Annotated in this window: 14 protein-coding genes; 6 read left to right on the top strand and 8 right to left on the bottom strand. The window is 52.0% G+C overall.

Annotated elements, in window-relative coordinates; all coding sequences use genetic code 11:
- Positions 1–65: 65 nt before the first annotated feature.
- Positions 66–680: a dual specificity protein phosphatase gene (locus J1782_RS16920; protein ID WP_254303104.1), complete on the top strand. Its 615-nt coding sequence runs from the start codon at positions 66–68 to the stop codon at positions 678–680.
- Between the two features lie 284 nt (positions 681–964).
- Positions 965–1,660 carry a GntR family transcriptional regulator gene (locus J1782_RS16915; RefSeq protein ID WP_217153560.1) on the top strand — a complete coding sequence of 232 codons (696 nt, stop codon included), beginning with the start codon at positions 965–967 and terminating at the stop codon, positions 1,658–1,660.
- Positions 1,661–1,710: 50 nt separating this feature from the next.
- On the opposite strand, the gene fetB is transcribed toward J1782_RS16915, so the two are convergent.
- The 4 genes from fetB to manA all read right to left on the bottom strand — a co-directional run bounded on the left by fetB (position 1,711) and on the right by manA (position 6,183).
- Complete coding sequence (gene fetB, locus J1782_RS16910) at positions 1,711–2,484, bottom strand: iron export ABC transporter permease subunit FetB (RefSeq protein WP_152326232.1); 774 nt, start codon at positions 2,482–2,484, stop codon at positions 1,711–1,713.
- On the bottom strand, positions 2,471–3,142 hold the full coding sequence (gene fetA, locus J1782_RS16905; protein WP_217153559.1) for an iron ABC transporter ATP-binding protein FetA: 672 nt from the start codon (positions 3,140–3,142) through the stop codon (positions 2,471–2,473). The genes fetB and fetA overlap by 14 nt, the downstream gene beginning before the upstream one ends.
- 191 nt (positions 3,143–3,333) lie before the next feature.
- Entirely contained in the window at positions 3,334–4,857 is a 1,524-nt protein-coding gene (locus J1782_RS16900) for a YdgA family protein (RefSeq protein ID WP_152326234.1), read from the bottom strand.
- A 144-nt stretch (positions 4,858–5,001) separates the two neighbouring features.
- The gene (gene manA / locus J1782_RS16895; protein ID WP_165057553.1) at positions 5,002–6,183 is read right to left on the bottom strand and encodes a mannose-6-phosphate isomerase; all 1,182 of its coding nucleotides are present in this window, start codon (positions 6,181–6,183) and stop codon (positions 5,002–5,004) included.
- A gap of 261 nt (positions 6,184–6,444) precedes the next feature.
- Between manA and fumC the strand changes: the two genes are divergently transcribed.
- On the top strand, positions 6,445–7,842 hold the full coding sequence (fumC, locus tag J1782_RS16890) for a class II fumarate hydratase (protein ID WP_165057555.1): 1,398 nt from the start codon (positions 6,445–6,447) through the stop codon (positions 7,840–7,842).
- Between the two features lie 84 nt (positions 7,843–7,926).
- On the opposite strand, the gene tus is transcribed toward fumC, so the two are convergent.
- Positions 7,927–8,862 (bottom strand): DNA replication terminus site-binding protein, encoded by a 936-nt coding sequence (tus, locus tag J1782_RS16885; protein ID WP_217153558.1) that lies wholly within the window; start codon positions 8,860–8,862, stop codon positions 7,927–7,929.
- Between the two features lie 177 nt (positions 8,863–9,039).
- Here tus and J1782_RS16880 point away from each other — a divergent pair, with 177 nt between their 5' ends.
- The gene (locus J1782_RS16880) at positions 9,040–9,621 is read left to right on the top strand and encodes a DNA-3-methyladenine glycosylase I (protein WP_165057559.1); all 582 of its coding nucleotides are present in this window, start codon (positions 9,040–9,042) and stop codon (positions 9,619–9,621) included.
- A 27-nt stretch (positions 9,622–9,648) separates the two neighbouring features.
- Here J1782_RS16880 and J1782_RS16875 read toward each other — a convergent pair whose 3' ends face one another.
- Positions 9,649–10,608 (bottom strand): GlxA family transcriptional regulator, encoded by a 960-nt coding sequence (locus J1782_RS16875; protein WP_217153557.1) that lies wholly within the window; start codon positions 10,606–10,608, stop codon positions 9,649–9,651.
- 115 nt (positions 10,609–10,723) lie between these two features.
- On the opposite strand from J1782_RS16875, the gene J1782_RS16870 reads away from it, so the two are divergent.
- Complete coding sequence (locus tag J1782_RS16870; RefSeq protein WP_152326240.1) at positions 10,724–11,365, top strand: HD domain-containing protein; 642 nt, start codon at positions 10,724–10,726, stop codon at positions 11,363–11,365.
- A gap of 56 nt (positions 11,366–11,421) precedes the next feature.
- On the opposite strand, the gene yqfB is transcribed toward J1782_RS16870, so the two are convergent.
- Positions 11,422–11,730 (bottom strand): N(4)-acetylcytidine aminohydrolase, encoded by a 309-nt coding sequence (gene yqfB, locus J1782_RS16865; RefSeq protein ID WP_217153606.1) that lies wholly within the window; start codon positions 11,728–11,730, stop codon positions 11,422–11,424.
- A 204-nt stretch (positions 11,731–11,934) separates the two neighbouring features.
- Here yqfB and J1782_RS16860 point away from each other — a divergent pair, with 204 nt between their 5' ends.
- Positions 11,935–12,543 (top strand): class I SAM-dependent methyltransferase, encoded by a 609-nt coding sequence (locus tag J1782_RS16860; protein ID WP_217153556.1) that lies wholly within the window; start codon positions 11,935–11,937, stop codon positions 12,541–12,543.
- Between the two features lie 57 nt (positions 12,544–12,600).
- On the opposite strand, the gene J1782_RS16855 is transcribed toward J1782_RS16860, so the two are convergent.
- On the bottom strand, positions 12,601–12,783 hold a 183-nt coding region (locus tag J1782_RS16855), incomplete at its 5' end, for a hypothetical protein (protein WP_217153555.1).

Here is a 12,783-nt window from a genome sequence, read left to right as displayed (position 1 = left end):
GGCAAAAGTTTGCGGCTTTCGAATGTGTTACCGTTTCGGAACTCACTGATATCAGGAAGATGATAATGACTGATCCCCGGCAAACGCGTAAACACGCTGAACAAGAAGAAGACAGCCGACCGCTACTCATTAAACTCGTTCCGGTTACCGGACAAAGCCACCGCTGGTTATACCTCGGAAATGGCCCGGCGGCACAGGATGCTTATCTGTTACACCAGCACAACATTACTTCGGCGCTCAATATGGCCGTTAATCTCCAGCTCGGTGATCTGGCGCTGCCGGATGGCACCTGGCTGCGGCGAACTCAAATCGGGCTGATTGACGGGGCGGGCAATACGGTAAATCACCTGCTTGCGGGCGTGCTGGCGCTGGATGGTTTACTCGGACAGGCCAGCCCCGGTAAACGCAGTTATCCGCCACACCGTGCGGCAAATGTGCTGGTTCACTGTCGTGGCGGGCGCAGCCGTTCGGTGGCGGTGCTGGCGCTTTATTTGTATTTCACCCAGCAGGATAAATTCCCGACGCCCGAAACCGCGCTGACCTTTTTACGAACCCTGCGCGGCCTCGATAATGCACATCCCTGCGAACCGTTGCTGGCGCTTATTCATCAGGTTGCGGAATTGCCGGTAAAATTTATGTTCGGGCAAATTGCGCAACCAGAGACAGGATCCATGCCGTAATTCCCCTCGTTTCATCACATCCAGCAACAGATTTATTTCAAAGACCCGCACTCCCTGTCATCGCGGGGAGCCTGCGCTGATTCGTCAGCCTGAATCCGGATTCGTATTGATCATGTAAGAATTTAGGGAATGCGTGCGGGAATGATAATTATGATGAATAATACGTGCCGTTTTGTTGCGGACTTGTGCATTATTCACGGCCAGACTTCATTTGCTAATGACGAAAGTTTACGGCCGGTGATAGTTTGCACGAAAACTGCCATAAAGAGGCTATTTAGCATTCCATGAGTAATCAAATTACAACCGCCAAGCAGCTGGAAGTTCAGCGCATTGTCGACGTTTTATCGAAGGCTATCGCACAGCAACGTCTGCGTCCCGGCACCCGCCTGGTAGAGTCGCAGCTGGTTGAGGCTCTCAGCGCTAACCGTAATCATGTGCAGGTTGCGCTACAGCGCCTGTCTATGCAGCGCATCGTCACCATTGAACCTAACCGCGGGGCGATGGTGTCACAGCCGACGGCGAAAGAGGCCCGTGAAGTGTTCATTGCCCGCCGTGCGATTGAACGCGCGATAGTGGAAGGGATTAACCCGGACTGTATCCGTCAGCATCGCCAGCGTATTCAGACGCATCTGGACGGCGAGCGGGAAGCGGCGAAATCCGAAGATCGTCGCGTGATTGTGCGTGAGCTGAGCGAGTTTCATCTGATCCTTGTGGAAATCTCGGGCAATAGCGTGCTGAGTGAAATCCTCGCGAACCTGATGGTGCGCAGTTCCCTGATTGTGGCGTTGTATCAGCGCGCCGACGTATCTTCGTGCCAGTGCGATGAGCATCAGGCGATTATTGAGGCGCTGGAAAGGGGAGATAATGCACTGGCCGTGCAGCTGATGCAGGAACATCTGAACGAACTGGAAAGGGTTCTGGATCTGGATGATGAAGCGTCGGGAGAAATTAATCTTCGTCAGGTGCTGTCGGATCTGTAGCCGCAAGTCACGTGCGCCCGCCGCGGATCCGCGGACAGGCGCTTTGACAGCTATGAAGATTTCAATGAGCGCAACTGCGCGCGGTCATTGTAGAAGCGCTGATACGCCAGATAACCGGCAATAATTGTCGATAAACTGGCGGTCGCCAGCAGCATAAATGTCACCATAATCTGATATTTAATCGCTTTCACCGGGTCGATCCCCGCAAAAATCAGGCCAGACATCATGCCCGGCAGACTCACGATCCCCACGGTTTTTGCGGCATCAATTGTCGGGATCATCGCCGCACGAATGCTGTCACGGATAATCTTTCCGGAGGCCATTTTTGTCGGCGCGCCGAGGCTCAGCATTTCGAGGATTTTCTGCTGATTGTCGATAAAGCGCTGATTCAGGTTGCTGTAGCACAAACCGACTGCCACCATCGCATTCCCTGCAATCATCCCTGAAATGGGGATCACCTGCATTGGCAGGAATTCAATTGATCCGCTGAGGATCAGAATCGTTAACGTCAGCGCCGTGCCGACTGTTATGGCGATAAACGAAATGACAAAACCGTTATCGATATTCTTGCTGCGTTTCTTCGCATTCAGCGCCGCATTGACGCAGATAAAAAGCACCATGAGCACGGTTAACAAGCTGTTATTGATATCAAAAATATATTTCAGGACATAGCCGACCACCACCAGCTGAACAATGGCGCGCGCCACGCTCCAGATGATGTCTTTTTCCAGCCCGAGTTTTTCTTTCTTGCTGACCAGCAGGGCGACGACTACCAGAATCAACGCCAGAGCCAGTGACTGATCGGTAATATTATGCTGATTCATGAGCCGGACTTCCTTGCGTGTGGCGGGTCAGGGTAATGACGTGTTTGGCGTGACGAATTTCGTTCAGGTCATGGCTGACCCACAACACGGCCAGCTGTTTTTCGGCGACCAGGCTGGCAATAATGTCATTAATATTGACCTTATTTTCCTCGTCCAGCGCACTGGTGATTTCATCGAGCAGCAGCACATCGGGCATAAACTGCAAATTACGCAGCAGGGCGACGCGCTGTTTCTCACCGCCGGATAACTCCTGAACCCGTTTCGTCAGCATATCCTCTGCCAGGTTTACTTTGGTCAGCCAGGCGCGCAGCTGTGTTTCATCGACCTTTTTATTGCGGATCTGGTAAGGCAGCGCCAGGTTGTCGTAGACTGTTTCGCCAAACAGCGACGGCGTCTGGAAGCAGTATGAAACACGCTGACGATAGGTTTCAGGCTTAATCCGGCGGATGTCTTCGCCTTTAAAATACAGGTTGCCGCCGGTCGGGTTTTGTAATGATGCGATGATTTTCAGCAGCGTGCTTTTTCCGCTGCCGGAAGGGCCGGTCAGCAGGGTAAATTCACCGGGATTCAGGGTTAATGAAACGGGCTCAAGGAGCGGAATATTATTGAGGGTGAACGAAACATCGTTCAGCCGGAGGAGGTCAGCGGGGTCAGACACGTCAGAAGATCCTTGCGAGAACTAATTGATAGTGTGAATGATATCACTCTTTGTGGTGATATTGGCTGGCGTGGAAGGTCTAAAACGATTTCAAAATATTCGGCAGGTGGTTGTGCTAATGCCACAAAAAACGGCTCCCGCCCGGTGAGGACAAGAGCCGCCAAGAAAACCGTTAAGGCAATCTGTGATGACTACTGTGCAGGAGCAGCAGGCGCTTCCTGTTCAGGCGTTGGAGCTGGCGCTGCTGGCCCGCCCAGAATACCGAACAGACCGGCGAATTCCTGCAACGTCATTTTCTGTCCATTCAGGTCAACCTGATTGTCAGCGTAATGGAAGCTGCTGGTGATGGTGTCATCTTTCACGGTAGTCAGTTTGAACATCTGACCCATCGCGGCCAGACCCTGAACCTGTTGCTGAGCCAGTTTTGCGGCATCGTCAGCGTTATAGCCTTCGAGCTGCGCGACCTGAGTGGTCACCTGAGTCGCCATTGGCAGAGGAATCGTCAGTTTGGCATCCACTTTATTCACCAGCTGCGACAGCATTTGATCCTGCGTTTGTGCCGGTGTGGCAGCCGGGTCTTTCAGATCCAGTTGCAGGGTAAAGCTGCTCTCGCCTTTGCTGTTTTTCCAGCTCAGCGGAGCGATGTTGATGCTCGGATTACCCTTGAGCAGTAATGGCAGGTTCGCCAGCAGTAAATCAGCTGCCTGTTGCTGATAAGCCGCAGGATCCAGTTCACCCTGTTTCATCAGCAAATCACGCGACTGCTGATTGTAGTTATCTGCAAACTGTTTCAGCGCCGCACCATCCAGCTTATCCAGTCTGAGGGACAGTTTTGCTGAACCGAAATCCTGACCCTGCACTTTCAGAGCGTCGATGGTGTAATCCTGCTGACCGGTGATGTTATTGCCGTTTTCAGCGAATTTGCTCACCAGCTTGAAGTTATCCAGAGAACCTGCGTCTTTACCGTCAACGTTCACCAGAATTTGCTTCACGGTCAGATTCTGATCGCCCACGCCTACCTGGAATTTACCCTGATGGGTATCGCTGTCCATGCTGAAACCGGCCAGCGTGACTTTCTCAAGCTGGCCCCACTGATTTTTAGAGGTAAGCGCCACGCTGTCTGTGCTGGCTTTCAGTTTCATCGCAGTCAGGTCTTTATCAACATCAACATCGATTGTACCGCCGGAGAATTGCAGCTGACTTTCGTCTTTCTGGTAAGTCACCGGAATGATATCAATCGCTGAAGCGCTGGCGCCGCTGTAAGACAAACGCGTGTCCGCGGTGATCAGCGATTTGCCTTTGGTGACGTCAAACAGACCTTTCAGCGTCGGGGTGTTTTGCAGTTCTGAATGCACGGATGCCATGCTTGGGATCAGATTGAATTTCTTCAGCTGAGCGGCAGGGAACGGGCCATGATCGATGGTTTCGATAAAGGCAATTTCATCACCGGTTTTCAGCACGCTGGTACCGGCCGCGGCAGCCGCGGCATCGGGTTGCAAAACAAGACGCAAGTTGCTGCTGAACAGCCCGCGATGGTAATCCTGATAGCTGACTTTCAGACCTGCTTTTGGATAAGCGCTTTGCAACTGGCTGTTAGCCGCAGCAACCTGCTCATCCAGATGTTGTTCGATAAGTTTACCCGTATACCACGAGACGCCTGTCCAGGCCGCGCCAAGGACTACAATGACGCTTACAGCGACTATCGACTTCTTCATATCTCTGTTTATCCTTATGAAATATCCCGAAAATAAAAAACGCCTTACGGCGTTCTTAGTCTCCTGAGTGTAGCTGAATCAACAGAAAAATCATCAAATTGGGGCACGCAGCCCCAATTTGTTTCATCTTCGTTTCATCTCACCTTACTTGCTCAGGGTATTGAAGACCCGCGCAATGCGACCGTTACCGCTCACGGTCACCGGTGATTCGCTGGCGGCCAGGTAACAGGATTCGCCCGGCAGCAGCGTCAGCGTTTCACCCTGTCTGGACAGCACACTCTGGCCTTCGATACAGAAGACGATTGCTGCGCTGTCCTGTTCCAGCGTTTGTGGTTCCGCGGCAATCTCATGAACCGAGAAGGCAAAATCTTCGACAGGAATAGGGAAGTTGAGTTCCGCGCCTTTTTGTACCGGCGTGGTGAGCAATTCACCGGCAGGCTTGGCGTTAAATTTCAGGTTGGCCAGCAACTCAGGGATATCGATGTATTTCGGGGTCAGACCGGCGCGCAGCACGTTGTCTGAGTTCGCCATGACTTCCAGAGACACGCCTTTAAGATAGGCGTGCGGCGTTTCGGCGTACAGGAACATGCCTTCGCCCGGTTGCAAAGTGATCACGTTGAGCAGCAGCGGGGAGAACAGACCGGAATCGTCCGGATAGAATTCAGAAATACTGCGCACGGTATCCCACGGTTCGCCATGTTGTTCACGGAGCACAGATTTCAGCACGTCCAGCGCACGGGATTTGTCTTCACCTTCCAGACTCAGCAGGCCGGCAAAAAGGGCACGCAGATGGTCGACATCGGGATAATTCAGGAAGCTGGCAATCAGCTGATGCGCACCGGCTACGGGTTGCAGCAGGGAAACGATGTCACGCAGTTCACGGAAACCGTTCATCGCCTGGAAAGGCGTCAGGGCGTAAACCAGCTCAGGTTTATGGTTCGGATCTTTATAGTTACGTTCTGCGGCGTCCAGAGGAATGCCCGCAGCATTTTCTTTCGCAAAACCAATCTCGGCGGCACCTTTGCTCGGGTGAACCTGAATGGAAAGCGGCTGGTCGGCACACAGGACTTTAAACAGGAAAGGCAATTCGCCGAAACGTTTGGCGACTTTTTTACCCAGCTGGCCATCAAGGTCAGCGCTGATTTGATCACGCAGGGAAAGGGTCAGGCCTTCGGCATTCACAACCTGAGAACTGCTTTTCGGGTGAGCACCCATCCACAGTTCTGCCATCGGACGGCCTTGCGGGTCGGTGATCCCATAGAGTTTAGTCAGTGCGTCTTTACTGCCCCAGGCGTAATTTTGTACACCGTTATGCATCTTTTGCATTGCTTCATCCTGAATAGAAAAGTTCTGGGCATAGTAAACAATGACAAAGCGGGCTTTACAACTAAGATGCCTCAAAAAGTGCGGTTAGGGCGAAAACTCGGAATCAGGATCGATTCGAATTATACGTCTGCCTTATATGACACTATACTCGACCCATAGCTTCGTGAATGCGTGGGACCGCATCCGGCACTCAAAAACCTGCAAAAAACCACAATTATCAATCGAATTCATCATTCGGGCAAAAAAGCTAAGGAGACTGTAATGGCAGCGACTCGCATTGAAAAAGACTCAATGGGGCCTATCGATGTTCCGGCAGATAAGCTTTGGGGCGCACAGACACAACGTTCGCTTGAACACTTTCGTATTTCCTCGGAAAAAATGCCGGTGGCTCTGATCCACGCGCTGGCACAAACGAAACGTGCAGCGGCCAGTGTGAATATCGATCTGGGTTTGTTACCCGCCGAACGGGGTAACGCTATCATTGCGGCAGCAGACGAAGTGCTGGCCGACAAACACACCACAGAATTCCCGCTTTCAATCTGGCAGACCGGTTCCGGCACCCAGACCAACATGAACATGAACGAAGTGCTGGCCAACCGGGCGAGTGAAATCCTCGGCGGCGAGCGCGGCGAAGGGCGCAAAGTTCATCCGAACGATGACGTGAATAAAAGCCAAAGCTCGAACGATGTCTTCCCGACCGCAATGCATGTGGCGGCGGTGACTGAGCTGCGCGAAAAGCTGATCCCTGAGCTGAACGTGTTGCACAAAACTCTTCAGGCTAAGGCCGAAGCATTTCGCGATATCGTCAAAATTGGCCGTACACACCTTCAGGATGCTACGCCGCTCACGCTGGGCCAGGAGATTTCCGGCTGGGTGGCGATGCTGGAACATAACCTTAAGCATATCGAAAACAGCATTCCGCATATCGCCGAACTGGCGCTGGGCGGCACTGCGGTCGGTACCGGCCTGAATACGCATCCGGAATATGCCGTTCGCGTGGCGAAAGCGCTTGCCGAACTGACCGGTCAACCGTTTGTGACGTCACCGAATAAATTTGAGGCGCTGGCCACCTGCGATGCGCTGGTTCACGGCCATGGCGCGCTGAAAGGTCTGGCCGCGTCGCTGATGAAAATTGCCAACGATGTGCGCTGGTTGTCATCCGGCCCGCGTTGCGGCATCGGCGAGATTTCCATCCCTGAAAACGAACCGGGCAGTTCCATTATGCCGGGTAAAGTGAATCCGACGCAGTGCGAAGCAATGACCATGCTGTGCGCGCAGGTGTTGGGTAATGATGTGGCGGTGAATATCGGCGGCGCTTCCGGTAACTTCGAGCTGAACGTGTTCCGCCCGCTGGTGATCCACAATTTCCTGCAATCCGTTCGTCTTCTGGCTGACGGGCTGCGTGGCTTTAACGAGCATTGCGCAGTGGGCATCGAGCCAAACCGTGACCGTATTTCGCAGTTGCTGAACGAGTCGCTGATGCTGGTGACCGCGTTGAATACGCATATCGGTTACGACAAAGCGGCAGAAATTGCCAAAAAAGCGCACCACGAAGGCCTGACGCTGAAAGGCTCAGCCCTGAAACTCGGCTATCTGACGGAAGAGCAGTTTGATGAGTGGGTGCGTCCGGAAGACATGGTGGGCAGCATGAAGCGCTGATCGTTTCCGGTTAAATGTTAGAAAGCAAATTGAGGTCCGGATTTCCGGACCTTTTTTGTGCGCGCCGCGTTCAGTAACAGCGCTTTATAACGGATAGTCGGTATATAAATGAAGACGTTTGATCAACAGGCTGAGCGGCTGTGATTTCGGCTTATATTTGTGTGTTACCGACGACGCATCGTAATCCTGCAATTCGCCGAGTTTTGGCACCTGCATGACCGGCGTGCGCAGACACAGCGCAATCAGCGGCAGCGGGCAGGGATGCTGCACCTGCTTCTGGCTGTTGCGGTACCACACGCGCGCAATCGGCTGGACTTTCACCGGACGTTTAAATTTCAACGCCGCATGCTCTGGCAGGCGCTTAACGTCGTTCATCTCACGGTTAATATTTTCCATCCACTGCTCGCGTGTGTACGGCGAAACAGCGCGGCCTGCATTCAGGCTCTTTTCCAGCTGAGCCAGCACTTCATCGCGCGTGACGTTTTTGATGATGTGTTTGTTCGCCCAGCCAAACCGCACGGAATCCGGATCATTCAGAAAATTGACCGAGCGGTAAGCGTTCAGCGTAATCAGCCCGCGTAGATGAGTATGAACAAATTCAAAGCGCTGTTCGCGGGCGAGACCTGATTCAACGGTGACAATATTCTCCAGCTCGGCTTTTAATTTATTCACTTCTTCAATCAGCAACAGGGCGGACTGATGCTCGGCTTCGTCCACCGCATAACACAACACGCCGGGCAGACGGACGGCGGATTTACTGCTCACATTCTCGTTATTATGATGGATAAACAGACGCTGAAAATGCTGTAACGCCAGCTGCTGCGCGGTTTCACCGGTAAAAGGGGTCACCTGAATTTTGTCCGCAGGATTATGTTCTTCGCCCTTGGCAATCTCCGGCAAGGCAAATACTCTGGCCTGCAATAACTCCAGCTGATTCAGGAAATTCCCCAGGTCGTGCAAAGCCAGTTCCAGTTCGTTAAAACAGCCGTTCATCCGGGCAATTAGATCATAATCTGCCATAAACCCTCCAATTAGTTACAACATACAGTTTATGACATAATTCAAAACCGTGCACACCTGACCTTCGGTTTTTTAAACAATAACCGGATTGAATGCTGTTTGGCAGGTGAAAAGGGGCGGTTTAAACCTGCCCGGCTTTATCGTAAGCTTATTCATCACATCGCCAGAAGGCCTGCCATGAACTCTGAATTTCCTGATGATTTACCGCGTTGCCCCTGGGGTGATAACGACCCGATGATGCGCGATTACCACGATCGCGAATGGGGAAAACCGGTTCGCGACAGCCGGGCCTTATGGGAAAAGCTGATGCTGGATGGTTTCCAGGCGGGCTTATCATGGCGGATCGTACTGAAAAAACGCGATGCTTTGCGGCAGGCATTTTACCATTTTGACCCGCAAAAAGTGGCTGAATTTACTGAAGAAGATATCGAAAGATTGGTGAACGACGCCACCATTATTCGTTCGCGCATCAAGATCACCGCAGTGATTAAAAATGCCCGTGCATATCTGGCCATGCAGGCATCAGGTGAAGAATTTGGTGAGTGGATTTGGGCGCAAATTGACGGTAAAGCCATTCAGCACACTGGCCCGGTTCCCACGAAAGATGCGCTGTCAGAACGGATTTCGAAGGATCTGAAGAAAAGGGGATTTACCTTCGTCGGCCCGACGATTGTCTATGCCTGGATGGAAGCGACGGGCCTGATCAATACGCATCATCCCGACTGTTTTCGTCGTGCTCAGGTAGCGGAAGATGCCTGAAACCTACTGAATTATAAGTAAAAAATATCATGAGCTGTGATACTTTTGATATTGTGACGGTGTCACTGAAAGTTGTCTGACAAACGCCCGCCGCAGGATATCGACGCTGGAAAATCCGCATTCCGCTGCGATTTGTTTTACCGCCAGCTCGCCAGCTTCCAGCAGCTGACGCGCGTAAAATACACGCTGCTGTTCAAGCCATTCGGCCGGTGACTGATTCAGTTCCTGATTAAATAAACGGGTAATGTGTCGGGCGCTGATCCCCATATGTGTGGCAAGACTTTGCACATTATGCGGCTGATCCAGAGAATTCAGCACCCAGCGCTGAACGTCCTGCAAAGCAGAACGTCCGCTTAACGAGGCCTGCCCATGGCGGCTAAATTGTAACTGGCCGCCGGGACGTTTGAAAAACATCACCAGCTGCGCGGCAACGACGAGAGCTGTTTCGCGCCCGAGATCTTCCTCCACCATATTCAATGCCAAATCCAGCCCGGACGTTACGCCAGCCGCGGTGCGAAGTTCGCCATCGGCAATAAAAATAGCGTCAGCTTCTACGCTCACCTGCGGATATTCCTGATGAAGCCGTTCCGCGACAGTCCAGTGTGTGGTAACGCGACGCCCGTTGATTAATCCAGCCGCCGCAAGCAGCATCGCGCCGCTACAAACCGAACCGAAACGCTGTGCGTGATGGCTCCACCGGCAAATATTTTCATGCAGCTTTTCGTCTGAAAGGTAGTTGTCGAGTACCGGCGCACCGGCAATCAGGAAGGTATCCAGTGTGTCAGGTAGCGGGGCGTCGAGGGTCAGATCGGCCAGAAGCCGGGCGCCGGAAGACGAAACAATGACCGGATCGGCCACGGCCATCACACTGAGTTTATACACCTCACGCCCGCGTTGTTGATTTGCCTCGGCAAAAACGTCCAGCGGGCCGGAAACATCCAGCAACTGAACGCCGGGCACGGCCAGGATAATGATGTGTTTGGGCATGAGAGAATTTCCTGTCGCAGAATGCGGTTATGTCCTTAATCGTCACATTGAGACGATTGATGACATTTATAGTGAAGCTTATTCTGGACTCATTCAACCCAACCGGAGAAATATTATGAGTCTGAACATTCAGGGCATCCGCATTCCCGACAGCAAAATGGCGCGCGAAGCCACCGAACTGGTGCGCGATACAGAAACCGATTTACTGTTCCATCATTCCAGTCGCGTGTATTACTGGGCGGCGCTTGCCGGTCAGCAACGTCAGCTTAAAGTCGATCACGAATTGTTGTATATCGGCTGTATGTTCCACGACATGGGGCTGACCCACGAAAATTGTAGCTGCGATAAACGCTTTGAAGTGGACGGCGCAAACGCGGCCCGCAAATTTATGCAGCAACACGGTGTCAGTACGCAGGATATTGATAAAGTCTGGACCGCAATTGCCTTGCACACCACGCCGGGGATCCCTGAATTTATGGATCCGGTCATAGCGCTGGTGACAGCGGGTGTGGAAATGGACGTTCTTGGGATTAATTATCAGGGATACGAAGACGATGTTCGAAATGCGGTTGTGGATGCGCATCCGCGGACACCGGCATTTAAAGAAGACATCATTCAGGCATTTTATGATGGCATCAAAAACAGACCGCAAACCACATTTGGCAACGTAAAAGCGGATGTCATCGCCGACAAAGAACCCGATTTCATCAGAGGCAATTTCTGTTCGGTGATCCGCGGATCCCGCTGGCAGGGTTAAGGAGAAAAGGGCGCACCGGGCAAGATTCCGGTGCGTTTTCCTGTCAAACAAAACTGTCAGACCAGACGAAACGCGATCATAAACAGTGATTTCAGACCCGGGTAAATCTCGCTGATCACCTGTTTCAGCTCAGGTAATGTCATATTTTCCTGCACGGCATGGGCGTTATTCAGCTCGTCAAACTGTACCGGCGTAACGTCGAGAATCTCGATATTGCAGAAGAAAACGTTGTCTTCATAACGACTTACGCGAACACGATCGCCCGTCACAAAATCCGCATCGCTGGCTTCACGGAGCGTGATCGTTTTGCGCCCGGCCAGAATATCGGCCTCGAAACGACCGTAAAAAGTGATGTCTTTCATCAGATGTTATCTCTCAGCGCTACGTTAAACTCCTGTCCGCCACATCATACGAAGCATGCCGATAAAATCAATAAACACATTGATAAATATGATAAAAAAGTGATGAATTGGGAACAAATCCAAATCTTTCGCTGACAGGCGCTGAGGTCGCGTGAGACACTCAGAATTCACGTAGCGCGATCAAATGACGGTCAGAACGGAGAGAAAATGGACGATATTTCGGCGAAAAACATCATTTCACTGTATCAGCGACATGCTGATATCTGGGATAAATTGCGTAAAGATCAGGGATATGAAAAGGCGTGGCTGGACCGTTTTCTGGCTCTGATCCCGTCAGAAGGCTGTATTCTGGACATCGGTTGCGGAGCAGGAAAACCCATCGCCGGGTATTTTATAGAACGTCATTTCTCAGTGACCGGCGTCGATGCTTCAGAACCGATGATTTCGATTTGCCGCGAACGTTTCCCGGAACAACACTGGCAAGTTGCCGACATGCGTTTGCTATCGCTGAACGAGAAGTTCGACGGGCTGATTGCCTGGGACAGTTTTTTCCATCTGACGCGCGATGATCAGCGCGCCATGTTCGCCATTTTTGAGAAACACGCAAAGCCTGATGCAGCATTGATGTTCACCAGCGGTCCCGGCAACGGCGAGGCGATTGGCACATTTGAAGGGGAAGATCTGTATCACGCAAGTCTGGCTCCGGAAGAATACCGGGCGCTGTTTGATGAACATGGTTTCAGGGAAGTGAAGATGGTTGCCGAAGACCCGACATGTGCCGGACATACCATCTGGCTGGCACAGTTTAAAGGCTGAGATAGTCAGTGAAGTGGTGAAAGCTGCCGGAATGAAAGGATGCAGAACTGGCAGATTTTACGGAATGACGAGACGGACTAAAGCCGGACATCCTGGGTTTCTTAGATAATCAATGTTTAGGCTGGTTTTAAATGTCCGCCTTTTGGCTAAGTTAAAATGTCCGTCTGATAAAGCACCGTCTGGTTTAGCCAGGTTTGCCAAAGATGGATTCTGACTGCGTTTGTAATTGTGTGAGCGCGT

Origin of the sequence: Rahnella sp. BCC 1045 (assembly GCF_019049615.1) — a bacterium.
Classification (GTDB): domain Bacteria; phylum Pseudomonadota; class Gammaproteobacteria; order Enterobacterales; family Enterobacteriaceae; genus Rahnella; species Rahnella contaminans.
The sequence above is the reverse complement of the archived record's forward strand: the minus strand, read 5'-3'. Positions and strand labels throughout refer to the sequence as shown.